Here is a 25868-nt window from a genome sequence, read left to right as displayed (position 1 = left end):
GCGAGCGAAAGAGGAGTGTTCACTGCCCGTCACCCCACTGTTCGGCTGTGGAGCGACGTGTCTCGTGGGCCATCCGGTGTTGAACCCATAGGGAAGGACCACCCCCATCCACGAGGACACCAGGAGGAAGCGATGATCGATCCAGGCGAGCTGCACGAGGGCATGACCGTCAGGGACGTCGAAGGCCGCAAGCTCGGCAAGGTGGTCAATCTGGGAGCCACGCAGTTCGACCTGGAGCAAGGGTGGCCCGCCCGGCGCGACTTCGTGGTGAACGTGCACCAGGTAGCCCGCATCGACGGGCGGGACGTCATCCTCCACGCCAACCCGCGCGTGCGGGTGCCTCCCGACGACACGCCGTAGGCCGCGGCTGCCTGGATGTCAGGCAGGCCTCCAGGGGAAGGTGGACACCCCCTCGGCTCCATGAGTCCGTCCCCACCCATGGGGGACTCGTGCCGAGTGGTGGACAGTCGCGCGCGAGAGGCGCTCCCTCGCGACGTTCCTCGGGCCATACAGGCATCCCTCTCATGCCCCAGGAGCGAGCGATTTGACCCTTCGAATCCCTCTCGCCCGCCGTGTCGCCATGGCCGGGCTCCTCTGTCAGACCCTCTTCATCCTGAGTCCCCTCTCGGCCCGCGCGCAGGAGTCCGAGGACACGCCCTCCGGCAACGGTCGGCTGCTCACCACGGAGTCCGCCGCCGTCATCGCGCACCCGGTGCTCGGGCTGCAGCGCTCGGCGGTGCCGCTGGTGGCGGGGCTCGCGCTGGACACCTCGCTGTACGCGGACCTGCTGCTGGCGCCCAACCTGGGCCTGCGCTGGGCGGCGGCGGTCGGGCCGCACCGCATCGTGGCGGGCGCGCGCTACACGCACTTCGTGGGTGCGTCCGTCTACTCCTCCGTCGTCGAGTCTCAGGAGCCCGCCATCCAGCGCTTCGAGCCCACCCTGTCGGGCCCAACCGTCTACGGCGCCTATGGCCTGGTGATGGGGGCGCTCGTGGTGCAGGGCGAGGCGCGCTACGCCCGCTACGAGTCGGACTACCTGTCGGTGACGGGCGCGGCGGCCCTCCAGCTCTCGCTGGGGTGGACGCTCATCGCCGAGGCCGGGGTCCGCGTGAAGGGAGGCTCCGCGCTGCGAGCCGCGGCGGGCCTGCGCTACGGCGGCGAGCACCTGGGCCTGGCCCTGGGCGCCGCCTACGTGGACCTCGATGACCCGGTCTTCCCGGGCGGCGGACTGCCCGTGGTGCCCGTCTTCGATCTCTCCTGGACCTTCCGATGAGGAACCGACCCATGCTGCGTGTACCCAGTGCCTGCCTGTTGCTGCTGCTGTCCGCGTGCTCGGCCGAGGTGGTCGTCGAGACCGAGCCCTTCGATCAGAGCGTCCCCGTCACCTCGCTGCTGGAGCCCGTCTACGCGGAGGTGGCCATCGACGTGCCGAACGAGGCCGTGGGAGACGTCATCGTGCGGGACATCTCCGCGGACCTGACGATCGTGAACCCCACCCGGGCGCTGACGCTGGAGGTGGGAGCGCGGCTGTCGCTCTCCGGCCAGGCCACGCCAGAGCAGCCAGTGCTCTACACGAACAACAACCTGCCGGCGTACTTCAACGCCGCCTCCGTGCTGCTGCCCACGCAGGCCTTCGCGCCCGGGGCGAACCAGCCCGTCACCATCCGGGACCCGGTGCTGGTGCAGGCCGCGGGCAAGCCTCGCATCTGGCTCATCATCAACAACACGGTGAAGCGGGTAGGCATCGGCACCGACACCCTGCCGGTGAACATCCTCCTGAACGACATCACCTTCCACGCCACGGTGACCAAGCCCTTCGAGGGCGTGGGCGGCGCGCTGGAGGTGGGAGGCATGTGAGCCCCGGGCCGAGACACGTCCAGCGCTGGACAGGCGCTCAGGGGGGGCCTCACTCCACCACCAATCTCCGTGAGCCCGGGACGCGGTGCGGCTACATTCCCAGCCGCCATGGCGCACCTGACCGAAGACAAGAACTTCCGGCTCCCCCGTACCGTCCTCCCCCGCCGCTACGCGGCCACGCTGACGCTCAACCTGGATGAGCGCACCTTCACCGGCTCGCAGACCGTCGAGCTGGAGGTGGCCTCGCCCACGAGCGAGATCATCCTCCACGGCATCGCGCTGCAGCTCGGCAAGGTGACGTTCCGCGCCGGCAACGAGCAGCGCACGCCGACCTCCATCCAGCCGGTGGCGCAGAGCGAGACGGTGGTGCTGACGTTCGGCGCGCCGCTGCCCACCGGCGCGGCCTCGCTGGACGTGGAGTGGACGGGCCGCTTCACGGAGGGGCTCCGGGGCCTGTACCTGGCGGGCAAGGTGGCCGCCACCCAGTTCGAGGCGGCGGACGCGCGGCGGCTCTTCCCCTGCTTCGACGAGCCGTCCTTCAAGGCCCGGTGGGCCATCACCGTGCGCATTCCTCCCACGGAGGGGCTGGTGGCGCTGTCCAACGGCGCGGTCGTCTCCGACACCGTCGAGGGCAACCTGCGCACGGTGAAGTTCCAGGAGATGGACGTCCTCAGCTCGTACCTGATTGCCCTGGTGGTGGGCCCGCTGGTGGGCACGCCGGAGCAGCAGGTGAACGGAGTGCCGGTGCGCACCTGGTCGCTGCCGGAGAAGGCGCACCTGACGCGCTTCGGGCAGGACGCGGCGCTGGCGGCGCTGCCTCGGCTGCAGGAGTACTTCGGGCTGCCCTACGCCTACGGCAAGGTGGACCAGGTGGGCATCCCGGACTTCGAGGCCGGCGCCATGGAGAACGCGGGCCTCATCACCTACCGCGAGGTGGCGCTGCTGCTGGATCCGGCCACCGCGCCGCTCTCGGTGCAGAAGCGGGTGGCGGAGGTGGTGACACACGAGCTGGCGCACCAGTGGTTCGGCAACTGGGTGACGATGGTGTGGTGGGACGACTTGTGGCTCAACGAGGCCTTCGCCACGTGGATGGCCTACAAGATCGTCGACGGCTGGAAGCCGGAGTGGCGGGTGTGGCTGGACTTCGACACGGGCAAGGCGGCGGCGCTGCACCTGGACGCGCTCAAGTCCACGCACCCCATCCGCGGCGAGGTGCGCAACGCCAGCGAGGCGGGCGAGAGCTTCGATCTCATCACCTATGAGAAGGGCGGCGCGGTGCTGAGGATGATCGAGGGCTTCCTCGGCGAGGGGCCGTTCCGCGAGGGCATCCGCCAGTACATGCGCACGCACGCGCGGAGCAACGCGGTGGCGGACGACTTGTGGCGGGCGCTGGGAGCGGCCTCGTCGCAGCCGGTGGTGGAGCTGGCCAACGCCTGGATCGGCCAGAGCGGCTACCCGCTGGTGTCGGTGAAGGTGGAGGGCCGGAAGGTGACGCTGAACCAGCGCCGCTTCTACTCGGAGCCGGGGGTGTCCAGCGGCGAGCGCTGGCCGGTGCCGATGGTGCTGCGCTTCGAGGACGGCGGCGGCGTGCGCGAGCAGCGCTTCGTGCTGAGGGACGAGCAGGCCACGGTGACGCTGGAGGGCAGCGGCGAGGTGAAGTGGCTGTGCGCCAACGCGGGCTCCACGGGCTTCTACCGGGTGGCGTACGACGGGGCGACGCTGCAGCAGCTGGCGGCGAACCTGGGGGCGCTGGCGCCCTCCGAGCGCATCTCCCTGCTGGCGGACCGCTGGGCGCTGGTGCGCTCGGGGCAGGCCTCGGCGGCGGACTTCCTGGAGCTGACCGGCCGCTTCGGCGGCGAGGAGGACGATGCCGTCCTGGACGAGCTGGTGGGGCGGCTGGGGTACGTGGAGGCGCGGCTGGTGGAAGGCGAGGACCAGGAGCGCTTCCGCCGCTGGGTGGAGAAGCTGCTGGGGCCGGCGCTGACGAAGCTCGGGTGGGAGTCGGCGGCGGGGGAGACGGATCGCGTGAAGCTGCGGCGCGCGGCGCTGGTGCGGGCGGTGGGTGTGCTGGCGCGCAGCGGGCAGGCGCTGAGCGAGGTGCGGCCGCGGGTGACGAAGGTGGTGGCGGGAGACAAGGCGGCGCTGGAGCCGAACCTGCTGGACAGCGCGGTGTACATGGCGGCGCGGGCGGGAGACTCGGCGCTGTTCGACACGCTGCTGGCGAAGATGAAGGCGGAGCCGGATCCGGCCACGCAGCGGCGCTACCTGTCGGCGCTGGCCTCGTTCGAGGATCCGGCGCTGGCGAAGCGGGGCCAGGAGCTGTTCTTCACGGATGCGGTGAAGATGCAGGACGTGACGATCTACCTGGGCTCGCTGCTGGGCAACCGGACGGGCCGGGACGCCTGGTGGGAGGTGGTGCAACAGCGCTGGAAGGACGTGCTGGCTCGCACCGGCGGGGCGCCCATGCTGCTGCGGCGGGTGGTGGAGGCACTGGGAGCGCTCAGGGACCGCAAGCAGTACGAGGAGGCGAAGGCGCTGCTGCAGGCGCACCCCGTGACGGAGGCGCAGCAGGCGATGGCGCAGACGCTGGAGCGGCTGAGCCAGGACGTGGCGCTGCGCGAGCGCGCAGGGCCCGACGTGACGGCCTGGCTCAAGCGCCAGCCGTGAGCCACGGGCTCGAGTCCCAAACGCGTCAGCAAGGAGAGCCGAGGCTCCACCTGGAGTGACAGTCCCGCTGGTGGCGACAATGAACCGAACTGGTATGACAGCCATACCAGTTGGCTCAGAACAAGCCGGCCCCTGGAGCTCTGTCCGAGTGACTGGCCCCGCCTCACGGTGCAGCTCTCCCCCACCGCGACGACGTGGGTCTCACCCAACGACTCAGGCGTTGGCGCTCAGCGCCGGGTAGTCGATGTAGCCCTTCGCCTCGCCGGCGAAATACGTCGCCGGATCCGCGACGTTCAGCGGGCTGCTGCGCTTGTACCGCTCGGGTAGATCCGGGTTGGCGATGAACGGCGCTCCGTACGAGACGAGATCCGCGGCTCCGCTCTCGATGGCCGCAGCGCCGGTCCTCGCGTCGTAGCTTCCGTTCACCATCAGCGTGCCCTGGAACTTCCCTCGAAGCAGCGGCGTGATGCGCACGGCGCCCGGGGGCGGAGCCTGCATCCCCGTCGCGGCCTCCGTCACGTGCAGATAGCCGAGGCGCAGCCGACTCAACTGCTCCGTGAGGTATCCGAAGGTCTCGACCGGGTTGCTCTCCGACGCTCCGTAATAGCCGAGGTACGGAGAGATGCGGTACCCCACCCTCTCCGCACCCCACACGCCGATCACCGCCTCCGTGACTTCGAGCGGCAACCGCACCCGGTTCCGAATGCCGCCACCGTAGGAGTCCGTGCGGTGGTTGGTGCCATCCCGCAGGAACTGATCCAGCAGATAGCCGTTGGCACCGTGCAGCTCGACGCCGTCGAACCCCGCCGCCTTCGCGTTCTCGGCGCCCTTCCGGAACTGCTCGACGATGCCCGGCATCTCGTGGAGCTCGAGCGCTCGCGGCGTCACCATGGGAGTCCTCCCCCGCCAGGTGAACACCTCTCCCTCCGCCTTGATCGCCGAGGGAGCCACGGGCAGCTCGCCTCCGTGGAAGTCGGGATGCGAGATACGGCCCACGTGCCAGAGCTGAAGGTAGATGCGGCCCCCCGCCTCGTGGACCGCGTCGACGATCTTCTTCCACCCGGCCACCTGCTCCGCCGAGTGGATTCCCGGCGTGCGGATGTAGCCGACGCCCTGAGGGCTCACCTGCGAGGCCTCGGTGATGATCAGCCCGGCCGAGGCCCGCTGGGTGTAATAGGTGATGGCGAGCGGGTTGGGGACGTTGCCCTCGACAGCACGGCTGCGCGTCATGGGCGCCATCACGATGCGGTTCTTGAGCTCGAGCCCGCCCAGCTGAAAGGAAGAGAAGAGGTTCGGAGAGGAGGTCATGGCCTTTCCCACCAGGGACCGGGCGGGCGGACGGGATGTCCGCCTCAACTCGGCTGGACGAGAAATGCCCGGGCCGCTATGGACGTGCCATGGCGATTCCTCCAAAAGAATTGACTGATCGTCCAAGCCCCGAGGACGGCCAGGAAACCGACGTCCTGGCGGATCTGCTGGACACGATGCGCCTGTCGACCCTCGTCTATGGCCGCTTGGAGCTGTCCGCGCCATGGGGAATCCAACTGCACGACGGAGACGCCGCCCACATCATGATCGTCGCCCGGGGGGGTGCTCGCCTGGAGGTCGAGGGAGCAGAGGCGCCGGTCATCCTCTCGGCCGGAGACCTGGCGCTGCTGCCCCATGGAGGCGGCAAGGCGCTGCGCGATGCCGAGGGCAGTCCGCTCCATCAGTTCAGCCCCTCCGCGTGCCTTGCAGGACGCACGACGGCGCCGCTCCGCCTGGGTGGAGGCGGGGCCCGGACCACACTCGTCTCGGGGGCCTTCCGGTTCGGTGCCGCTCCCCGCTCGCTGCTCTTCGATGCGCTGCCGCGCGTCATCCACGTCGCCGCGGATGATCCCCAGGCGTCGTCCTCGCTGGCGGCGGCCGTGCAGCTCTTCATCGCGGAGAGCGTGTCTCGCAGCCCCGGCTCGTCCGTGGTGGCGAGCCGGCTGGCGGATGTCCTGCTCGTGCAGGCGATCCGCGCGCACATCTCCACGCGTGGCTGCAAGGAGCACGGGCTGCGAGCCCTCGCGGATCCGCAGATCGGCAAGGCGCTCGCGCTCATCCACGAGCGGTCCGCGGAGCCGTGGACCGTGGAGAGCCTCGCGTCGGCCGTGGCGCTGTCCCGGTCTGGCTTCGCCGCGCGGTTCAGCGCGCTCGTGGGCGAACCACCGTTGGAGTACCTCGCGCGGTGGAGGATGACGAAGGCGGCCCAGTTCCTGCGCGAGAGCAACCTCTCCATGAGGGAGGTCGCGGAGCAGGTCGGCTATCAGAACGAGGCGTCATTCAACCGCGCCTTCAAGCGCTGGGAAGGCATCGCTCCGGGGACCTACCGCCGGGAACGTCGCGCTTCCTGAGCCGCGGCTGCTGCCTCCAGGTGCCCGCCGTCCGCCCACCCCGGAAGGAAGAGGGAAAGGGGATGGGTATGCGCGTATGCGTGGAAGGGAGCTTGCGTGTGCTGGACACCGCCATATCGGGCTGCCCGGGAAACGGAAACTGAGACTAATCCTATTTTATCGTGGATCGAGGAATCTAATTAGTGGCAGTATTCGGGTTATGCGCGCTTTCTACCCGTCCGCTTTGATTGCCGCTCTGCTGTTCCTCACTTCCTGCGGGGTGGGTCCTGGAGATGACCCACAGGGGCTTGGCGCCGGGAACGGGCACCTCGACGATAACGACACCTGCCCGCCCGAGTCCCCGGTCCTCACGGTCCGCTTGAACGACTACAACCTGTTCCTGCTCGGGGACTACAACCTGGGCACGGACGTGGAGGGCAAGGTCGCGGCGGCTGGCAACATCACCATGGACCTCTTCTCCGTGGGATGGAGGCTGCCGGACACGGACATCGCCAACACGCTGGTGGCGGGCGGCAACCTGAAGCTCACCAATGGCGGCGTCTGGGGTGACACCTGGTACGGGGGCAGCTACAGCGCCGACCAGTCCGTGCTCTACCCGCGCGGCACCCTGGCGCAGGGCTCGCCCATCGACTTTGCCGCCCGCGGAGCCCAGCTGCACAGCCTGTCCACCCAGCTGGCCAGCCTGACGGCCAACGGCTCCACGACGCGCGAGTCCTGGGGCGGCCTCATGCTGCGCGGCACGGATGCGCGGCAGAACATCTTCGACGTGAACGCCAGTGACTTCACCGGCGCCAAGGCGTGGTCCATCGAAGCGCCGGCCGGCTCCTTCGTGGTGGTCAACATCCGCGGTTCCTCGGCCACCTTCACCGGCTTCGGCATCCAGTTCAACGGAGGCATCGACCAGCACCGCGTGCTCTACAACTTCGTGGACACCACCAGCATCACCGCCGAGGGCTTCGGCTTCTGGGGCACGGTGCTGGCGCCCCGCGCCGACATCTACTTCACCAACGGCAGCTTCGATGGTGGCATCTACGCTAGGTCGCTGACGGGCAACGCCGAGGGCCACATCAACGTGCTGGATGAGCACAGCATCTGCCAGCCGCCGACTCCGGATGGCGGCAGTGATGGTGGCACGCCTGACGGCGGCAATGACGGTGGGACGCCCGACGGCGGCAGCGATGGTGGCACGCCCGACGGCGGCAGCGATGGCGGCACGCCCGACGGCGGCAATGATGGTGGCACGCCCGACGGCGGCAATGATGGTGGGACGCCTGATGGCGGCAATGACGGCGGTTGCCCCCACGATCACGGTGGCGGTGGCGGCCATGGCGGTGGCGGTGGTGGCCACGGTGGCGGTGGTGGCCATGGTGGTGGTGGTGGTGGCCACGGTGGCGGTGGTGGCCACGGTGGCGGTGGCGGCGGCCACCACGGTGGTGACGGTTGCCCCAACGGCGATCACGGCGGTGGCGGCCACGGCGGTGGCGGCCACGGTGGCGGCGGTGGCGGTCACCACGGTGGTGACGGTTGCCCCAACGGCGATCACGGCGGTGGCGGCGGCCACGGCGGTGGTGGTGGCGGCCACGGCGGCGGTGGTGGCGGCCACGGCGGCGGTGGTGGCGGCCACGGCGGCAGACACTGAGGTCATGGTCTCTCTGGCAGCCGCAACTGCCAGGGACAGCGGTAACCGAGACGATGAGACCCGTCGCGAGCACGGCGATGAGCTCAGGCTGCGCAAGGTGCCTGAGGCAGTGATTCGCCGGCTCCAGTGGGCAGGTAAATTCGGCTCGAGGTCGGCACGAGATGCCTGTCCGGTATGAGAGGCATCCCGCGCTGCAGCGCTAAGAGGGATAAGGGCCCAGAGGAAGGCCGCTGACGGGGCCGCCCGAGTGGCCACTGCCCCAATCCCCGCGCTCGCCTTCTCCGCACCTGACACGCTCACTGTGCCGCATGCGCGGCGCGGTCGCGGTTTCCGCCGAACTTGATGGCGTTGAGGTGCTGTCCGGCGGAGGACACCTCGCGGAGTGTCGGTTCAACACCGAAGCAGCGAGGCATTACTTTTGCGCCCGCTGCGAGATCCACACACGCACCATCATCATCGTTCGAACGTGAGCCTCCTGGTCGAAAGCCCGTACCCCGTCCTGGCGGCCCGGATCTCCAACTGCACGCTCACCCACAACATGGAGGAAGACGATGAAGGTCCGTAGGTTCACGATGGCCGATGTGTCGTTCGAGCGATCCCCCGGGCAGGACGCCGACGTATTCGCGGCCAACCTGGTCGACGAACGACATGGCGGGGCGATCACCGTCGGCTATGGACGCTACGGACCCAACCAGAGCCTCAGCGAGACGCTCGCCGTCGACGACGTGATGATCATCCTGGAAGGGCGCCTTTCGGTCTCGACCAACGCCGGCACTGTCACCGCCGGTCCGGGCGAGCTCGTCTACATGCCGAAGGGCGAAGCGGTCACCATCCGCTCGCACGAGACGGGCGCGGTGACCGCCTATGTCACCTACCCGCACTGGCGGGAGGCCCACTCGTGAGCCGAGGGGCCGGAGGAGATTCAGCCACTCGGGGTCTGCCGCGCACCACATTGATCTCGTAGTGGCAGGGATGAAGCGCACCCCTTGCGATGGCGTCACGTACGCCAGCACCTGACGTCTGCCTCCGCAGCCAGGGCACGCGGACACGTCCAATGCAAAGGTGCCACGCGGGCTGCTCCTCGAACTCGCCTACCGCATTGTCGTTCTCGAGCAAGGCGAGCAGTGCGGGGACAGACCGGCACAGGCGCTCACGTCAACCGCTCGCCCACGCGTGGGCTGGAGCCACAAGAAGCGAGCCCACCTTCAACCTGCCAGTGACTCACGCGTCGTTCACCTCATGCCCCAAGGCGCGGAATCAGCTCAGAGCGGGCTCCGGAGCCGCAAGCACTGGAGCTTGGCCTCCAGGTCGGGGCGGTCTATAGAGGCCGTCCCCATTTTCCATTCCTCTCCATCCCAAGGACTCGTGAGGACAATGAAGAACGCTGCGCTCAAGAGTTTGTTCGTGGTTCTGGCGGCGCTGATCGCGCTGCCCGCGTCGGCCCAGCTCCAGCTGCCGGCCCCCAGCCCCTCCGCCAAGGTGATGCAGCAGGTGGGCCTGACCGACATCTCCGTCGAGTACTCCAGCCCCGGCGTGAAGGGCCGGAAGATCTGGGGCGCCCTGGTTCCCTGGGACCAGCCCTGGCGCTCGGGCGCCAACGCGTCCACCAAGATCACCTTCAGCAAGGACGTGACGTTCGGCGGCAAGCCCGTCCCCGCGGGCACCTACGCCATCGTCTCCTTCCCCACGCAGAAGGGCTGGACGGTCGCGCTGAACAAGGAGCTCGCCCTGTGGCAGAGCAAGGAGTACGACGCCGCCAATGACGTGGTGCGCGTGCCCGCGACGACCGCCAACATCCCGAACCGCGAGCGTCTGACCTACATCTTCTCCAACACGACCGACACGGGCGCCTCGCTCGATCTGGAGTGGGAGAAGCTGCGCATCTCGGTGCCGATCACCGTGGACACGGTGACGCAGGCGCAGGCCAACATCAAGAGCGCGCTCGACAACGCGTGGCGCCCGCACATGAACGCGGCCAGCTACGTGGCCGAGAACCTCAAGGATGTGGACACGGGGCTGAAGTATGTGGACGCCTCCATCGCCATCGCCTCGACCTGGCAGAACAACTGGGTCAAGGCGGAGCTGCTGGCCAAGAAGGGCAACTATGCCGAGGCCCGCAAGTACGCACAGGTGGCCTGGGACATGGGCCAGCAGTCGCCCAACTTCTTCTTCAAGGACGCGGTGGCCAAGGCCCTCGCCGACTGGAAGAACAAGAAGTAGTCACCGGCTGCCCGTCGCCGCTACGAGCCGCTGGTAGAGCGCCTCGTAGCGGTCGATGGCGGGCGCCAGCTGGAAGCGCGCGAGGACCTTCTCTCGCGCGCTCCGCGAGAAGGACTGCCAGCGGGCCGTGTCTCGCAGCAGCGTGAGGACGGCGGCGGCCATGCCGCCCACCTCGCCCACGGGCGCCAGGAAGCCCGTCTCTCCGTCGCTCACCAGCTCCGGAATGCCGCCGATGTCGCTGGCGACCACCGGGACGCCGCAGCTCAGCGCCTCGAGCGCGGCCAGGCCGAAGCTCTCCTTCTCGCTGGGCAGCAGGAAGACGTCGGAGGCGGCCAGCAGGTCGACGAAGTGCTCCTGATTGCCCAGGAAGGCCGCGCGCTCCTCCAGGCCCAGCTCGCCCAGGCGGCGCTCGGCGCCCGCGCGCTCCGGGCCGTCGCCAATCATCACCAGCCGGCACGGCAGCCGGCGGTTCACCTCGGCGAAGATGGCCACCACGTCACGGATGCGCTTCACGGGGCGGAAGTTCGACACGTGGATGAGCACCGGCTCGCCGTCTCCCAGCTCCGGGAAGAGCCGTCGCAGCCCCGCCCGATCGCGAGAGGGCGAGAAGCGCGCCGCGTCCACGAAGTTGGAGATGACCTCGATGGGGACGGCCTCCGGCGAGAGGCCGAAGCCCTCCCAGGTGGCGCGCTGGAGGAACGCCGACGGCGTCGTCACCGCGTCGCTGCGCAGGAGCGAGAAGCGGGTGATGGGCAGGTAGTTGGGCTCGATGCCCACCAGCGTGGTGTCCGTCCCATGCAGCGTCGTCACGATGCGCGGGGCCTGGCTCCCCAGCACCTCTCGCGCCATCCAGGCGGCCGTGGCGTGGGGCACCGCGTAGTGCACGTGCAGGATGTCCAGGCGCTCTTCCTGGGCCACCTCGATCATCTTCGATGCGAGCGCCAGCGGGTATGTCCCCGAGCTCTGCAGCGCCGGGTAGGTGCTCTCGGTCACCTCGTGGAAGCGCACCTTGTGGCGGGAGCCGTGGAGATGCACGGGCAGCTGCCGCGCGATGAAGTGCACGCGGTGGCCACGCTCCGCCATCGCCAGGCCGACCTCGGTGGCGATCATTCCGCTGCCGCCGAAGGTGGGGAAGCAGGTGATGGCCAGGTTGAGGCGGCGGTCGGTCATCGGCGCGAAGGGAAGAACAGGGGCCGGGCAAAGGTATTCCGGCGAAAATGCTCCACGGGATCGGCCAGCCCCAGCGTCTCACGCAGCACGTAGGGCTCGCCGTAGGCCACGCCGATGTGGGCGCCGTAGAAGCGGTCCCGGGCCTCGAGCGACGACAGCGAGAGGGGCGAGCCGACCAGCGTCTGGGGGCCCTCCGACCGCGGCTGCACCTGGCTGGCGTAGCAACGGACCGCCTCCTGCTTGCGCTCGTAGGCCTCCGTCACGTCGACGATGAGGCTCGGCTCGGCCAGATGACGCAGCGGGTAATAGAGGACCTGCCGGGGCGTGAAGGGCTCCAGGGCGGGCTCGGTGTCGAAGCGACGGACGCCGGCGAAGAACAGGGCGCGAGTCACCAGCGCGCTGGTGGCCTCGTGGTCCGGGTGGCGCTCCTGCTCCCAGGGGACGATGACGAGCTCGGGCCGCAGGCGGCGCAGCACCTCGACGACGCGCGCCACGGGAGCGGTCCTCGCGCGCTCCGCCTCGGGCGCGTCGAAGCCTCCCCACGGGTGGATCCAGGCATCGGGAAGGCCCAGGTTCTCGCGCACCGTGAGCCCCAACGCCCGAGAGGCCGCCTCGGTCTCGGCGGCGCGTGTCTCGGGGGTGCCGCGCGAGCTCTTCTCCCCTCGCGTCAGATCGACGATGCCGGTGCGGTAGCCCAGGCTGGCCATGCGCGCCATGAGCCCGCCGCAGAACAGCTCGACGTCATCGGGGTGGGGACCGAAGGCGAGCACCTCGAGCCCGTGACCGGGAGATGCTGTCATGGCTTCAAGTCCCTGAGGGCTCCCGAGAAGGGCTCGCAGGCCTCGAGCACCAGATGCGTGAAGGCGCGGGCTCCAAAGCGGCACGCGTAGTACGGCAGGCCGTAGATGCGCTCCTGCGGCGCTCCGTCCGGGACCAGATAGGTGCGCAGCCGGTCCAGGCGCTCGGCGGTCACCTGATCGCGCTGGGCCAGGGCGCGGCCGTACTTGGCCACGAGGCGGGAGAGCGCCAGTCGGACGCTCTCCTCGGTGCGCTCGATGGCGTGAGCGAAGCTCGGGTCGAGGCTGGCCATGCGCTCGCCGAGCCGGGCAAGCTCGGGCGTCAGGGTACCCATGAGCCGGGCCTCCACCGCCTCGGGCGGGTCGAAGCCGTCCGCCGCGCCACGGGTGGCCAGGCGGGTCAGCAGCTCGTCGCGCGACGCGGACACCTCGTCCGGTGAGAGCCCGAGCTTGTCGAGCAGGCCCCGCGCGCGGTCATCGAGCACGCGGAAGCGGGAGCGCGGCACGATGAGCGGCATGGGCAGTCCCACGTGCCCATAGAGCGGCGCGAGCTGCGCGAAGTAGGCGATCTCCCCCGGCCCACCGACGTAAGCCGCCGTGGGCAGCCAGGTGTCCTGGAGGATGGGGCGCAGCAGGGCCGAAGTGGTGAAGCGCAGGGGCTCGCGCTCGAGCCAGGAGAGGAGCTCCGCCGTCGACACGGTGGCGTTCTCCGGATGGCCCACGAGGGTCCACTTTCCCGGAGCGTCGCCCGGATCCAGCCGATAGCGGGCTCCATCGACTCCGTCGGGAGAGAAGAAGCCCAGCGGTGCGCCAGGGCGGATGTGGACCTGCTCGGAGAAGCCGGCCTCCTCGAGGGCGCTCCCCCGCGAGCCGAGCGCGGTGGAGATGGCCGAGGCCTCCTCGATGGCCCGGCGGTGAACCGGCGCGGCGAGTGGCGCCAGCCGGGGATCGCGCGGATCGAGGAACACCAGGCCCTCGTCGGAGAAGAGCGTCGCGAGCACCTCGGCGAAGGCGTCCGCCATCGTCGCCTCGGGGCGGTAGGCGCACTCCAGCAGCCCCAGGAACTCACCCGCCTGGGCCTGGCTGCCCAGCTCCGCGCGCAGCGCCGCGAGCGCCGCGGGAGCACCCTCCCCGAGCTGGCGGTGGGCGACAGGCGTGCGCGAGGTGGCCGCATCCGCGTGCTGGAGCGCCAGGCGCAGGGGCGCTCCGGAGCCTCGCGGGACGAAGCAGTGATCGATCTCGGGCAGATCGTGGTCCTCGGTCTGCAGCCAGAAGACGGGGACACAGGGGCGGCCCGTCTCTTCGGCGAGCGCGCGCGCGGCGAGGATGGCGGAGGCGGCCTTGTAGAGCGTGAAGAGCGGCCCCAGGAAGAGACCGACCTGCTGCCCGGTGACCACGACGACGGTACCGGGGCGAGCGAGCAGCTCCAGGTTCCGCTCACGGGCAGGGCTCGGTGGAAGCCGCGCGTTCCGGGCCACGAGCGCTTCGTGCAGCGCGGGGGCCACGACACGGGAGGCGGCGGCGGCCACGGCCTCGGCGCGAGCAGCGCGGTGGCGGAACCGATCGGGAAGGAAGTGGAGTGCGCGCGGATCGCCGCGGAGCCATTCGGCCGAGAACGAGGACGTCACGCGGCGGGTGATAGCAGGTCCGCGCCACGGGGGCGAAGAGGAAGGGGCGGAGGACCACGGAGAGTGCGGGTCGCGGGAGCCCGCCCGCGCGAAAGAATTCCGCGCGCCGAGAGAGGCTTGTTATTAGGGTCGGCCTGAATGAGGAACCTGATCATTCTCGGGATGACGCTGGCCATGAGCCTCGGAGTCTGGTCGACGGCCCTTGCACAACCCGCCCACCAGCCCCACGCGGGCGAGCTGTCGGCGGGCATCAAGCGCCTGGGGGTGGTGGGCAGCGTGCTCTATGTGGCCGCCCACCCCGACGATGAGAACACGCGGCTGCTGGCCTGGCTGGTCGGTGGGCGCGGCCTGCGCGCGGGCTACCTGTCGATGACGCGAGGCGACGGCGGGCAGAACCTCATCGGGACCGAGCAGGACGAACTGCTGGGGCTCATCCGCACCCAGGAGCTGCTCGCGGCGCGGCGCGTCGACGGCGCCGAGCAGCTGTTCACGCGCGCGCGCGACTTCGGCTACTCGAAGAGCGCCGAGGAGACGCTGCGCATCTGGGGACGGGAGGAAGCGCTGGCCGACGTGGTGCTCGCCATCCGCCGCTTCCAGCCGGATGTCATCGTCACGCGCTTCACCACGAAGCCGCCGAACCACGGCCACCACACGGCCTCGGCCCTGCTGGCCGAGGAGGCCTTCGCGGCCGCGGCCGACCCCAAGCGCTTCCCCGAGCAGCTGGGCACGCTCTCGCCGTGGAAGGCGGACCGGCTGCTGCACAACGTCTCCACCTGGAACCTGAAGCCGGACGCCGACATGTCCGCGTACTTGAAGCTCGACGTGGGCGGCTTCAACCCGCTGCTGGGGCGCTCCTGGGGCGAGGTCGCGGCGGAGAGCCGCAGCCAGCACAAGAGCCAGGGCTTCGGCGTGCCAGCCGAGCGGGGCCCGCTGCTGGAGTACTTCCAGCCCCTCGCCGGGGCGAGCCCCAAGGCCGACCTGTTCGAGGGGCTCGAGCTCTCGTGGCGTCGGTGGCCCGGCACCGAGAAGGTCATCCAGGCGGTCGACGCGGCCTCGAAGGGGTTCGATGCCAGCGCGCCCCACCTGAGCATCCCGGCGCTCCTGCGCGTCCACGAGGCGCTCTCGGCCCTGCCCGAGAACAACCCGTGGAAGGCCATCAAGCTGCGCGAGACGGAGGCGCTGGTGGCCGGGTGCGCGGGCCTGTTCCTCGAGGCGCGCGCGGCGGAGACGACAGGCGTGCCGGGGCAGCCGGTGAAGCTGGACCTGATGGCCCTGAACCGCTCGCCCGCGGCGATCCGGCTGGTGAGCGTGACGCTGCCGGGCAGCGCCCCTACCACGGTGGGCACGAGCCTGGCCGAGCACACGCCGTTCAAGCTCTCCCAGCCGGTGGCGCTCCCGGAGCAGGCGACAATCTCGACGCCCTACTGGCTGCGCCAGCGCGCCACCGGAGGGCTCTACGAGGTGCCGGACCGCGCGCTCATCGGCCGGCCCGAGGGCGATCCCGCGCTGGCGGTGACGTTCCTCTATGAGGTGGGCGGCAAGCGCTTCACGGTGACGCGGCCCGTGGTCTACGTGTGGACGGACCCGGTGCGTGGCGAGCTCTATCGCGCCTTCGAGATCGCCCCCGCCGTCACCGCGACGCTGGACCGGGAGGTCATCATGTTCCCCAACGGCGCGCCCCAGACCGTCTCGGTGGTGCTGGCCGCGGGCCGGGCGGAGGCCACGGGCAAGGTCCGGCTCGAGCTGCCCGCCGGCTGGCGCTCCGAGCCCGCCGAGGTGCCCTTTCAGCTCGCCGCGCGCGGGGATGAGCGCACGGTGCGCTTCACGCTCACTCCGGCCAAGGGGTCGAGCGAGCGGAGCCGGCTGCGCGTCCTCGTCGAGAGCGGGGGCCGCTCGGAGTCCTGGCGCGTGCGCACGGTGAACCACGAGCACATCCCTCCTCAGACGGTGCGCCAGGCCTCCGAGGCGACGCTGGTGCCCGTCACGCTCGCCACGAAGGTGAAGCGCATCGGCTACATCCCCGGGCCCGGCGACCGCGTGGCCGAGAGCCTCGCCGCCGTGGGGTACGAGGTGACGCTGCTCCCCGAGGAGCGGCTGGCCCGTGAGCCGCTCGAGCGCTTCGAGGCGATCCTGGTCGGCGTGCGCGCCTTCAACGCCAACCCGCGCCTGGGAGTGCACCGCGAGCGGCTCCTGGAGTACGTGGAGAAGGGCGGCCGGCTCATCGTGCAGTACAACACCAACAGCCGCGTGGGGCCGCTGACCAGCTTCGTGGGCCCGTACCCGCTGGAGATCGGCCGGGATCGCGTGACGGATGAGACGGCGGAGATGACTCCCGTTGCGCCGAACGACCCGCTGCTGCGCGCGCCCAACCGCCTCACGCCCGCCGACTTCGAGGGCTGGGTCCAGGAGCGGGGCCTCTACTTCGCCTCGAAGTGGGACGAGCACTACCGGCCCGTGTTCGCCATGAACGACCCGGGCGAGCAGCCGCTGCGCGGAGGACTGCTGGTCGCCCGGCATGGCAAGGGCGCCTTCGTGTACACGGGCATCGCCTTCTTCCGTCAGCTCCCCTCGGGAGTCCCCGGGGCCTACCGCCTGCTGGCGAACCTCCTGGCCCAATGAGCACTGAACCCAGGTCTCCCCAAGCGGCCCCCGGGCCGCGCCCCGAGATGAACGACGCGCCGCCCGTGCTGGGCTCCTGGCGCAACATCTACCTCTTCGTGCTGGGCACCCTCGCCCTGCTCGTCGCCCTGTTCTGGGCGCTCACCCGGGCCTACGCGTGACACTGCTCGACTGGTTCGTCCTCCTGGGGACCACGGCCTTCATCGTCGGGTGGGGCATCTGGAAGACGCGCGGCGCAAGCACCACCGATGAGTACCTGCGCGGCGGCTACGAGATGCGCTGGACCACCATCGGCCTGTCGGTCATGGCCACGCAGGCCAGCGCCATCACCTTCCTCTCCGTCCCCGGACAGGCGTACGAGGACGGGATGCGCTTCGTGCAGTTCTACTTCGGACTGCCGCTCGCGATGGTGATCATCAGCGCGGTCTTCATCCCCATCTACTACCGGCTGAAGGTCCTCACCGCCTACGAGTACCTGGAGTCGCGCTTCGACTTGAAGACGCGCCTGCTGGGCGCCTTCCTCTTCCTCATCCAGCGCGGGCTGGCCTCGGGCATCACCCTCTACGCTCCGGCCATCATCCTCTCCACGCTGCTGGGCTGGCCGCTCGAGCCCACCATCCTGGCCATGGGCGGCCTGGTCATCCTCTATACGGTGTCGGGCGGAGCCAAGGCCGTCGCGCAGACGCAGAAGCAGCAGATGGTGGTGATGCTCGGCGGCATGGTGGTGGCGGGCCTCGTCATCCTCTGGCGGCTGCCCGAGCATGTGTCCTTCGGCCGCGCCGTGGACGTGGCGGGCGCGCTCGGCCGGCTGAACGTGGTCAGCTTCGAGCTCGACTTCAAGGACCGGTACAACTTCTGGTCCGGCATCACCGGTGGGCTGTTCCTGTCGCTGTCGTACTTCGGGACGGACCAGTCACAGGTGGGCCGCTACCTGTCGGGCCGATCCATCTCCGAGAGCCGGCTCGGGCTGCTCTTCAACGGGGTGCTGAAGATTCCCATGCAGTTCATGATCCTCTTCGTGGGGATCCTCGTCTTCGTCTTCTACCAGTTCTCCACGCCGCCGCTGCTCTTCAACGAGTCGCTGCGCACGCGCGTCCAGGCGACGGCGCAGGCGGGGGAGCTCGCGGCCATCGAGCAGAAGTGGACGCAGGCGCACGCCGCGAAGCAGTCCGAGGTGGAGCGCTACCTGACGGCCCGCGAGTCCGGAGACGGCGCCGCCGAGGCCAGCGCTCGCGAGCGATTGAAGGAGGCGGCCAGAACGGCGGACGCGCTGCGGAAGGACGCCAAGGCCGTGGTCTCCCGGGCGCTGCCGAAGGCGGAGACCAAGGACTCGGACTACATCTTCATCACCTTCGTGAAGAACTGGCTGCCCAGCGGGCTGTTCGGGCTGCTCATCTCCGTCATCCTGGCGGCGGCCATGAGCTCGATCGCCAGCGAGCTGACCGCGCTGGGCGCGACGACCACCGTCGACTTCTACCGGCGCGTCATCCGCAAGGATGCCTCGGATCGCCAGGTCCTGGTCGCCTCGAAGGCGTTCACGATCTTCTGGGGCGTGGTGGCCATCGCCTTCGCGAGCTTCGCGTCGCTGCTCGACAACCTCATCCAGGCCGTCAACATCCTCGGGTCCATCTTCTATGGGACCGTCCTGGGCATCTTCCTGGTGGCGTTCTTCCTCAAGCACGTGCGGGGGAACGCCGTCTTCATCGCCGCGGTCCTCTCTCAGTCCACGGTGGTGGCCCTCTTCCTGCTCAGCTCGATTGGCTACCTCTGGTACAACGTCATCGGCTGCGCGCTGGTCGTCGCCCTGAGCCTGGCGCTCCAGGCCTTCATGCCCCGGCCCGCGACACCGAGCTCGGGAGGAGCGTGAGCGCGTCCCTACTCGGCGCACTCCTTGTCGATGTCGATGGTCCACTTCGAGAGCGTCTTCTCCTCGGCGACCAGCTCCTTGCCATCCCAGCGCACCTTGATGCGTGACTTCTGCCCGGGGTAGCGGTTGCAGTACGCGCCCACCCCATGGGTGCACGTCCGCTCCAGCACGACCTGTGCCGCCTCCACCTCCACGGACGTCTCGCAGCCGTTGTTCTGCGAGCCGTTCCAGTCATCGTCGACGGTGTACGCGTCCAGCAGCTGGGACTTGCCGTCGCGCGCCACCACGCGCACCAGCTGCGTCGTCGCCGGGGCCGATGGCTTGTCCTCCATCGAGGCCACCGCCACGGTGAGCGTCGCTCCGCGAGCCTTCAGCACCGAGGGAGCCTCGACGGTGCGCGCTTCGCCGTCGGCCCAGTCCGGGCACGCCAGCGCCTCCACCTTCACCGGCTTCTCGTAGACGAACGGGTAGAGGGCCTTCAGGAAGCGCCGCAGGGGCTCGCCCTCGTCAGGCTTGCAGAAGCCGAGGATGACCACCTCGAACCCCGGGTTCATCCCCGACACGCTCCCGCTCGAGAGCACCTTCGGGAACCCCTGCCCCAGGGTGAGGGGTACCTCGACGGACTTCTGCTCGTCATCCCAGCGGCGACGCCACTCCTGCGCCGCCGCGGCATCCTTGCCTCCGCCCCAGACCAGCGCCACGGCCTCCTGGACGGGAGGAGGCGCGGCCGCTCCCTCGGCAGGAGTGGTGGCGAGCACCAACAACGGAAAGAGCATCAACAAGGCATCCCCTCCTGTGAGTCGTCCCGGCGAGTCTGACCTTCCCCTTCCGAATTGGACAGCATCCGGATGACGCCCGTCGCGCTTTTGCCATAGGGTCCGGCGGCCGATGCGCATCCTGATGTTGCTCTCCTCCCAGTACGTGACCGGCCCTTCGGAGCTCTGCCTCAGCGACGCGGAAGCGCTGCGGGCTCAGGGCCACGAGGTATGGTTCGGCTGCGACACGCGCCGCGAGGGCAACTACGCCAGGACCATCGAGCAGGCGGGCTTCACGCTGCGCCGCGAGCTCACCCTCTGCCAGGTGCCCCGGGCCGGCGAGGTGGTGAAGGATCTGCTCGCGCTCCGCCGCCTGCTTCGCGAGGTGGACCTCGTCCACGCCCGGTTCTCCCATGACCACCTGCTCTCGGAGCTCGCCCGCGGCCGCACGCCGCTCGTCCGGACGGTGGAGAACGCCAAGGCGATGACGCGCCGGGCGGGAAAGGACTGGCTGCTCCGCCGAGCCAACGGAGTCATCGTCTCCTGTGAGCCCTATGCGCGCGAGCTCTCCTCGCGAGGCGTGGCCCCCGAGCGCGTCCATGTCGTGCCGGGCCGGGTCGATGCCACCCGCTTCACGCCGGGGCCGTCGAGGCTCCGGGCCGAGCTGGGGCTCGAGCACTCCCCCACTCTCGTCATCGTGTCCCGCATCAAGCCGGACCGTCGGCACACGTGGCTCATCGACGCCTTCGCCCAGGCGGACCTCCCAGCCGAGGCGCGGCTCCTCATCGTCGGTCGGGGGGAAGGCAGGGAGGCCGTGGAGGCACATGTCCAGTCCAGGGGCCTGACGGCCCGAGTCCACTTCACCGGGTACCGGAAGGGCCCGGACCTCGTGGATGCCTACCGGGCCGGGGACGCCGTCGCGTGGCTGGCCGAAGGAAACGACGGGACATGCCGAGCCGTCCTCGAGGCCATGGCCTGTGGCCGTCCGGTGCTCGGCGCCGCGGAAGGAGCCATCGCGGAGGCCATCGTCCCCGAGGAGACGGGGCTGCTGGTTCCGCCGGGAGACGTGGCCGCGCTCGCGCTCGCCATCGGGCGCGTGCTCCGGAACCCGGGGCTGGCGGAGTCCTGGGGCCAGGCAGCCAGGCGGCGCGCGGAGCAGTTCACCCCTTCGAGGCGAGCCCAGGCACTGCTCTCGGTCTATGAGAGGGCGTGCTCGTGAGCGAGATGATCGACAGCAGCTTCGCGGCGGTTCGGAGCATCCTCGTCATTCGTGCCGGAGTCCTCGGGGACGTCGTCATGGCGACCTCGGTCCTCGAGCCGCTGCGACGCCGCTTTCCACACGCGCGCATCGAGTGGGCGGTGGATGCGCCCTACGCGCCGCTCCTCCGAGGCCTGCCCGAGGTGAGCCAGGTGCACGCGCTCAGGCGTGGCGCGGCCTTCGCGGCCCAGTGCAGCGAGCTCGCCGGGCGATTCGATCTCGCCATCGATCTCCACAACAAGCTGCGGACCCGGCTCCTGGCGTTCGTCGCGGCGGAGCGCCGGCTCGTCCTCGTCCGCCGCAGCCCCCTGCAGACCCTGCAGTCGGTCCTGGGCAGGGATGTCATCTTCAATGACGTGCCCCAGGTGGAGCTGTACGCCGGCGTCCTGCGGCCGCTCGGCGGTGACGGCCGGCCCGGCCCCCTCCGGCTGGCTCCATCGGAGCACGCCCGCGAGCAGGCCCGGAAGAAGCTCGGCGCGGCGCGAGGCCTGGGAGTCGCCATCGCCCCGGGGACCCGCTGGGCGACGAAGCGCTGGCCCGTGGAGCGGTTCGCCGCGGTGGCCGACGCGCTCCACGCCGACGGCTGGCCAATCGCCCTGCTCGGCGGGCCGGATGAGCGCGAGCTGCTGGCGAAGTTCCGCGCGACCACCCGCGCGCCGCTGGCCGCCGACCTCTCCTCGCTCTCGCTGGACGAGGTCGCCGCGGCGCTCGCGGAGGTCCGGCTCCTCATCGGCTGCGACAGTGGCCCCATGCACATCGCCACGGCGGTGGGGACCCCGGGCCTGGCGATCTTCGGGCCGACCTCCGCGGTGCGCTGGGGTCCGCCGCCCCCGAGCCAGGTCCTCTCCCTGGGGCTGGACTGCTCCCCCTGCAGCAACTACGGCACCGCGGAGTGTCCCCTGGGCCACCACCGCTGCATGAAGGAGCTCACGGTCGACCAGGTGGTCGAGTCAGCCCGCGCACTGCTCGCGCGCACCGCTCCCCGTGAGCCCCGTCAGCCTTGATGGCCGGGCGACCGCCTACCCCACCTTGAGCCCGTGCGGGCGCGCCAGCAGGCGGTCGACGTAGGCCTCCAGCTTGGGCCGCTCCGGCTTGCCGCCGAACATCCGCCGCCAGATGAACATCGAGCCGATCATCACATCCGCCGCGGTGAACCAGTCCCCGAACAGGTAGGGCCCCTGGCCGAGCTCGCCCTCGATGACGTCCTGGACCGTCTCGAAGCTCGTCCAGCCTCGCGCGGGCGGCGTCTCGACCTTGAACATGCTGTCGCCCATGGCCGGCTCGAGCTGCGAGGTCGAGTAGACCATCAGCGACAGGTAGCGCCCACGCTGGGGATCGCCGATCTTCGGCGCCAGCCGGGCCTCGGGGAACTTGTCGGCCAGGTACAGACAGATCGCCGCGCTCTCGAAGAGCCTGGCATCTCCATCCACCAGCGCCGGTAGCTTGCCGGCCGGGTTGATCTTCAGGAACTCGGGCGACTTGTTCTCCTTCTTCTCGAAGTCGATGGGGACGATCTCGTACTTCGCGCCGCACTCATCCAGCATCCACTTGGCGATCGTCGCACGACTCCGTGGGTTGAAATAGAGCTTCATGTCGATGGACCTCTTGGGTGAGATGGAAGGCGCGCGAGCATGAAGCACGGCCTCCGTCGCTGGCAAGCAGCTTGCAGACCGGTGTCCGCACCGGCCGGTGCTTTCCCTTTCCAGGAGGACCATCATGAAGCGCGTTCTCGTCGCATGCCTAGTGGCGGCGACTTCCATCATCGCGGCGTGTGGCAGCAGTGAGCAGGAGCAACAGTGTACGGCTGACGAGCCCCTGACACGCCCCCCGCTCCAGCGGGCGATGGCCGTCGCGGTTCGTCATCCGCACCTCTACGGCCCCTGTCAGGAGGCACCTCATGAATCCCGTTGCGCCCCAGCGGCTCGCGCTCGCGCTACTCCCGGCACTCCTCGCCGGCCCTCAAGTCCTCGCGGATCCGGCCCCCAGCGTCTTCGACTCGGTGGACGCGGATCGGGTGCTCTCCGTGGCACGGCAGCAGCTGGAGCGGACCGCCAGCGTGATGCCGGCGACCCAGTACCCCAAGGCCACGCGTCCCGATGGGACGTGGACGATGGTGCCGAACACGAACCTCACCGGGTGGACCCAGGGCTTCTTCCCCGGAAGCATGTGGATGCTGCACCAGGCCGGGGGCGAGGCGATCTGGCGGACGCGGGCCGACCAGTGGACGCGCAACCTGGAGCTCCAGAAGACCAACACGCAGACGCATGACCTGGGCTTCAAGTTCATGCCCAGCTTCGGCATGGCCTACCAGCTGACGGGAGACCCCTACTACCGGAGCGTGGTGCTGACGGCCGCCCGCTCGCTCGCGACGCGCTTCAACACCACGGTGGGCATCATCGACTGCTGCGACTGGAACTCGAACTGGGATGTTCCCCTCGTCGTCGACACGATGATGAACCTGGAGCTGCTCTTCTGGGCGTCTCGCAACGGGGGCGAGGCCGCGTGGAGCACCATGGCGCTCAGCCACGCGCTGAAGACCCTGACGGACCTGGTCCGCCCGGATGGCAGCACCTTCCACGTGGTGGACTACGACGCCGCGGGCCGCATCCGCTCGCGAGGCACCTTCCAGGGCTACTCGGACAGCTCCACCTGGGCCCGAGGTCAGGCCTGGGCCATCTACGGCTACACCATGGCGTACCGGTACACGCGCGATGCGCGGATGCTGCAGGCCGCGCAGAAGGTCACCGACTACTACCTGAGCCGGCTGCCCGCGGATGGCATCCCCCTCTGGGACTTCGACGCGCCGGCGAGCCTGCAGCGGAAGGACTCCTCGGCCGCCGCCATCGTCGCCTCCGCGCTCCTGGAGCTGTCCGAGTTCGTGACGCTGCCAGCGGACAAGGCCCGCTACCGCAACGCCGCGCTGACGATGCTGGACACGCTGTCCTCGTCCGCCTACCTCACCGCGGGCACCCCCACGTACGCCATCCTGAACCACGGCGTCGGCAACCTCCCGGCGAACCAGGAGGTCGACGTCGGCCTCATCTATGGCGACTACTACCTCCTGGAGGCGGTCCTTCGTTACAAGGGGCTCGTCACCTCCCGGGCCATCTCCATGGGCGCCACGTGGCGGTACGACGACCGGGGCGTGGACCCGGGCTCGCAGTGGATGATGCCCGCATATGATGACTCCGCGTGGAGAGCCGGGCCAGCCCAGCTCGGCTACGGAGATGGGGACGAAGCCACCCGGCTCACACGGACGGCGACGAGCCAGCCCAGCATCTACTTCCGGCGGCACGTCACGCTCACGGGCCCGGTGACTCAAGCGGCGCTGCGCGTGCTCCACGACGATGGCGTGGCCGTCTGGGTGAACGGCACGCGGGTGTTCGGCAAGTACGTCGGGAACGGCACCACGCACGGCGTCTACGCCAGCACGACGTCCCAGGACAACGAGCTCGGCTCGGGTCCCGTGAGCCCCGGCGTGTTCCGCGAGGGCGACAACGTCATCGCGGTCATGATCAAGCAGGCGGGCCCCTCCTCCAGCGACGTCTCCTTCGACTTCGAGCTCACCACGACCACGGTGCCCTCCCCCTCGGTCCCCCGGGTGACACTGCTCAGTCCCAACGGTGGCGAGTCGCTGCGCGCAGGGAGCGTGCAACCCATCGTCTGGAACAGCTCGGGGCCGGTCTCCAGCGTGCGGCTGGAGCTCTCCACGGACAACGGCACCACGTGGCAGACGCTCACCGGCTCCACGCCCAACACGGGCCAGTACGCGTGGACGGTGCCAGCGGTGTCCACCCGCCAGGCGCGGCTCCGGGTCTCCGACGCGGTAAACCCCTCCATCAGTGACGTCAGCGATGCGGTGTTCTCGATCTTCATCGAGACGGTGAGCACCCCCATCGTCTTCGGGTCCTCCTGGCGCTACGACGACCGTAGTGTGGATCCCGGAGCCCAGTGGCGCGCGCGTGACTTCGATGACTCGAGCTGGAGGACGGGACCCGGTCAGCTCGGCTACGGAGACGGCGACGAAGCGACCGTGCTGAGGAGGACGAGCCCCGCCCAGCCCAGCGTGTACTTCCGCAAGAAGATCTCCCTCTCAGGGGCGGTGACACGAGCCGAGCTCCGCGTGCTGCATGACGACGGCGTGGCGGTGTGGGTGAACGGCACGCTGGTGTTCAGCAGGTACGTGGGCAATGGGACGAGCCATGGCGTCTACGCCAGCTCCTCCGCGGCCGACAACACGGTGAGCAGCGCGGTCATCCCGAGCACCGCCTTCGTCTCGGGCGAGAACACCATCGCGGTCATGGTGAAGCAGTCCAGCCCGACGTCGAGCGACATCTCGTTCGCGCTGTCGCTCACCCTGACGACACGGAGGTAGGCGCCGAGGCGCCGGAGGCCAGGAAGGCGAGCGCGTCGTCCAGCCGGTCCTGTCCGAAGAACAGCTCGCCCTTCACGATGAAGTTGGGCGCGCCGAAGATGCCGAGCTCGGCCGCCCGCCGCGTCTGCTCCCGCAGGCGCGGCTTGTTCGCCTCGGCCTCCGCTCGCGCGAGCACTGCCCGCGCGTCCACCCCCACCTTCGCGAGCAGCGCCTCGAGCACCGCCCGCGAGGAGATGTCCTGGTCCTCGGCGAAGTTCGCCGAGTAGACGGCGCGCACGAAGTCCGGTGCCCACGGCTCCTCCGCGCCCACCAGGGCGACGCGCGACGCGAGCGTGCCGTTGCGGGGGAAGACGGACGGCTTGCGCCAGGGCAGGCCGAACTTCGCGCAGAGCCGCTCCAGATCCCTCCACATGTACCGGCCGCGCACCGGATTCACGTTGAAGGGGGAGTCCTTGATGCCCAGCTGCTCCGAGAAGATCGGCCCCAGCAGGAACGGGCGCCAGAGGACCTTGGCGCCTGCCCGGGAGGCCTCGGCCTCCACGCGCATGGCCGCCACGTAGGAATAGGTGCTCGCAAAATCGAACCAGAACTCGAGCTCGCCGCTCATGCATTCCTCCTGGCTGGCGCCGCAGCCACTC

Annotated in this window: 20 protein-coding genes; 13 read left to right on the top strand and 7 right to left on the bottom strand. The window is 69.7% G+C overall.

What is annotated here, in order from left to right:
* The first annotated feature begins 132 nt into the window (after positions 1-132).
* The 4 genes from KY572_RS30030 to KY572_RS30015 all read left to right on the top strand — a co-directional run bounded on the left by KY572_RS30030 (position 133) and on the right by KY572_RS30015 (position 4524).
* Positions 133-360, top strand: coding sequence for a DUF2171 domain-containing protein (locus tag KY572_RS30030; RefSeq protein WP_224246665.1), 228 nt, complete (start codon positions 133-135; stop codon positions 358-360).
* Positions 361-544: 184 nt separating this feature from the next.
* A complete protein-coding gene (locus tag KY572_RS30025) occupies positions 545-1273 on the top strand; it encodes a hypothetical protein (RefSeq protein ID WP_224246658.1) in 729 nt (242 codons plus the stop codon).
* 11 nt (positions 1274-1284) lie between these two features.
* Positions 1285-1857 carry a hypothetical protein gene (locus KY572_RS30020; RefSeq protein ID WP_224246650.1) on the top strand — a complete coding sequence of 191 codons (573 nt, stop codon included), beginning with the start codon at positions 1285-1287 and terminating at the stop codon, positions 1855-1857.
* Between the two features lie 108 nt (positions 1858-1965).
* The gene (locus KY572_RS30015; RefSeq protein ID WP_224246648.1) at positions 1966-4524 is read left to right on the top strand and encodes a M1 family metallopeptidase; all 2559 of its coding nucleotides are present in this window, start codon (positions 1966-1968) and stop codon (positions 4522-4524) included.
* 213 nt (positions 4525-4737) lie between these two features.
* Here the strand turns inward: KY572_RS30015 and KY572_RS30010 are convergent, their stop codons facing one another.
* Positions 4738-5832 carry an alkene reductase gene (locus tag KY572_RS30010; protein ID WP_224246645.1) on the bottom strand — a complete coding sequence of 365 codons (1095 nt, stop codon included), beginning with the start codon at positions 5830-5832 and terminating at the stop codon, positions 4738-4740.
* A 110-nt stretch (positions 5833-5942) separates the two neighbouring features.
* Here KY572_RS30010 and KY572_RS30005 point away from each other — a divergent pair, with 110 nt between their 5' ends.
* The 4 genes from KY572_RS30005 (at position 5943) to KY572_RS29990 (ending at position 10761) form a co-directional block, all read left to right on the top strand.
* Positions 5943-6902 (top strand): AraC family transcriptional regulator, encoded by a 960-nt coding sequence (locus tag KY572_RS30005; RefSeq protein WP_317987921.1) that lies wholly within the window; start codon positions 5943-5945, stop codon positions 6900-6902.
* Between the two features lie 358 nt (positions 6903-7260).
* A complete protein-coding gene (locus KY572_RS47440; protein WP_317987920.1) occupies positions 7261-8541 on the top strand; it encodes a choice-of-anchor A family protein in 1281 nt (426 codons plus the stop codon).
* 551 nt (positions 8542-9092) lie between these two features.
* A complete protein-coding gene (locus KY572_RS29995; RefSeq protein ID WP_224246641.1) occupies positions 9093-9443 on the top strand; it encodes an AraC family ligand binding domain-containing protein in 351 nt (116 codons plus the stop codon).
* Between the two features lie 472 nt (positions 9444-9915).
* The gene (locus tag KY572_RS29990) at positions 9916-10761 is read left to right on the top strand and encodes a DUF2911 domain-containing protein (RefSeq protein ID WP_224246639.1); all 846 of its coding nucleotides are present in this window, start codon (positions 9916-9918) and stop codon (positions 10759-10761) included.
* On the opposite strand, the gene bshA is transcribed toward KY572_RS29990, so the two are convergent.
* From bshA to bshC, 3 genes are read right to left on the bottom strand one after another with little or no spacing between them, the layout of a single operon-like run.
* Positions 10762-11931, bottom strand: a complete 1170-nt coding sequence (bshA, locus tag KY572_RS29985; RefSeq protein ID WP_224246637.1) for an N-acetyl-alpha-D-glucosaminyl L-malate synthase BshA — start codon at positions 11929-11931, stop codon at positions 10762-10764.
* Positions 11928-12731: a bacillithiol biosynthesis deacetylase BshB1 gene (gene bshB1 / locus KY572_RS29980; RefSeq protein WP_224246631.1), complete on the bottom strand. Its 804-nt coding sequence runs from the start codon at positions 12729-12731 to the stop codon at positions 11928-11930. Before bshB1 ends, bshA begins: the two co-directional genes overlap by 4 nt.
* Positions 12728-14356 (bottom strand): bacillithiol biosynthesis cysteine-adding enzyme BshC, encoded by a 1629-nt coding sequence (bshC, locus tag KY572_RS29975; RefSeq protein WP_224246630.1) that lies wholly within the window; start codon positions 14354-14356, stop codon positions 12728-12730. The genes bshB1 and bshC overlap by 4 nt, the downstream gene beginning before the upstream one ends.
* Positions 14357-14494: 138 nt before the next feature.
* Here bshC and KY572_RS29970 point away from each other — a divergent pair, with 138 nt between their 5' ends.
* Positions 14495-16975 carry a PIG-L family deacetylase gene (locus tag KY572_RS29970; protein ID WP_224246626.1) on the top strand — a complete coding sequence of 827 codons (2481 nt, stop codon included), beginning with the start codon at positions 14495-14497 and terminating at the stop codon, positions 16973-16975.
* 157 nt (positions 16976-17132) lie between these two features.
* Positions 17133-18842: a sodium:solute symporter gene (locus KY572_RS29965; protein WP_224246594.1), complete on the top strand. Its 1710-nt coding sequence runs from the start codon at positions 17133-17135 to the stop codon at positions 18840-18842.
* Between the two features lie 8 nt (positions 18843-18850).
* Here the strand turns inward: KY572_RS29965 and KY572_RS29960 are convergent, their stop codons facing one another.
* Positions 18851-19624 carry a hypothetical protein gene (locus tag KY572_RS29960; protein WP_224246592.1) on the bottom strand — a complete coding sequence of 258 codons (774 nt, stop codon included), beginning with the start codon at positions 19622-19624 and terminating at the stop codon, positions 18851-18853.
* Positions 19625-19730: 106 nt separating this feature from the next.
* Here KY572_RS29960 and KY572_RS29955 point away from each other — a divergent pair, with 106 nt between their 5' ends.
* Complete coding sequence (locus tag KY572_RS29955; protein ID WP_224246590.1) at positions 19731-20816, top strand: glycosyltransferase family 4 protein; 1086 nt, start codon at positions 19731-19733, stop codon at positions 20814-20816.
* A 5-nt stretch (positions 20817-20821) separates the two neighbouring features.
* Complete coding sequence (locus KY572_RS29950) at positions 20822-21859, top strand: glycosyltransferase family 9 protein (protein WP_224247092.1); 1038 nt, start codon at positions 20822-20824, stop codon at positions 21857-21859.
* 15 nt (positions 21860-21874) lie between these two features.
* Here the strand turns inward: KY572_RS29950 and KY572_RS29945 are convergent, their stop codons facing one another.
* Positions 21875-22447, bottom strand: a complete 573-nt coding sequence (locus KY572_RS29945; RefSeq protein WP_224246588.1) for a glutathione S-transferase family protein — start codon at positions 22445-22447, stop codon at positions 21875-21877.
* A gap of 305 nt (positions 22448-22752) precedes the next feature.
* Here KY572_RS29945 and KY572_RS29940 point away from each other — a divergent pair, with 305 nt between their 5' ends.
* Positions 22753-25230 (top strand): glycoside hydrolase family protein, encoded by a 2478-nt coding sequence (locus tag KY572_RS29940; protein ID WP_224246580.1) that lies wholly within the window; start codon positions 22753-22755, stop codon positions 25228-25230.
* On the opposite strand, the gene KY572_RS29935 is transcribed toward KY572_RS29940, so the two are convergent.
* Positions 25208-25837: a 2-hydroxychromene-2-carboxylate isomerase gene (locus tag KY572_RS29935; protein WP_224246578.1), complete on the bottom strand. Its 630-nt coding sequence runs from the start codon at positions 25835-25837 to the stop codon at positions 25208-25210. The genes KY572_RS29940 and KY572_RS29935 overlap by 23 nt on opposite strands.
* Positions 25838-25868: the final 31 nt, after the last annotated feature.

Origin of the sequence: Hyalangium gracile, from assembly GCF_020103725.1 — a bacterium.
Lineage (GTDB): Bacteria > Myxococcota > Myxococcia > Myxococcales > Myxococcaceae > Hyalangium > Hyalangium gracile.
The sequence above is the reverse complement of the archived record's forward strand: the minus strand, read 5'-3'. Positions and strand labels throughout refer to the sequence as shown.

Coding starts and splice junctions, on each gene's coding strand:
- KY572_RS30030 (WP_224246665.1), top strand. CDS start 133: ATGATCGATCCAGGCGAGCTGCACGAGGGCATGACCGTCAGGGACGTC.
- bshB1 (WP_224246631.1), bottom strand. CDS start 12,731: ATGACAGCATCTCCCGGTCACGGGCTCGAGGTGCTCGCCTTCGGTCCC.
- KY572_RS29995 (WP_224246641.1), top strand. CDS start 9,093: ATGAAGGTCCGTAGGTTCACGATGGCCGATGTGTCGTTCGAGCGATCC.
- KY572_RS29940 (WP_224246580.1), top strand. CDS start 22,753: ATGAATCCCGTTGCGCCCCAGCGGCTCGCGCTCGCGCTACTCCCGGCA.
- KY572_RS30020 (WP_224246650.1), top strand. CDS start 1,285: ATGCTGCGTGTACCCAGTGCCTGCCTGTTGCTGCTGCTGTCCGCGTGC.
- KY572_RS29945 (WP_224246588.1), bottom strand. CDS start 22,447: ATGAAGCTCTATTTCAACCCACGGAGTCGTGCGACGATCGCCAAGTGG.
- KY572_RS30015 (WP_224246648.1), top strand. CDS start 1,966: ATGGCGCACCTGACCGAAGACAAGAACTTCCGGCTCCCCCGTACCGTC.
- KY572_RS29935 (WP_224246578.1), bottom strand. CDS start 25,837: ATGAGCGGCGAGCTCGAGTTCTGGTTCGATTTTGCGAGCACCTATTCC.
- bshA (WP_224246637.1), bottom strand. CDS start 11,931: ATGACCGACCGCCGCCTCAACCTGGCCATCACCTGCTTCCCCACCTTC.
- KY572_RS29990 (WP_224246639.1), top strand. CDS start 9,916: ATGAAGAACGCTGCGCTCAAGAGTTTGTTCGTGGTTCTGGCGGCGCTG.
- KY572_RS30010 (WP_224246645.1), bottom strand. CDS start 5,832: ATGACCTCCTCTCCGAACCTCTTCTCTTCCTTTCAGCTGGGCGGGCTC.
- KY572_RS29955 (WP_224246590.1), top strand. CDS start 19,731: ATGCGCATCCTGATGTTGCTCTCCTCCCAGTACGTGACCGGCCCTTCG.
- KY572_RS29970 (WP_224246626.1), top strand. CDS start 14,495: ATGAGGAACCTGATCATTCTCGGGATGACGCTGGCCATGAGCCTCGGA.
- KY572_RS29950 (WP_224247092.1), top strand. CDS start 20,822: ATGATCGACAGCAGCTTCGCGGCGGTTCGGAGCATCCTCGTCATTCGT.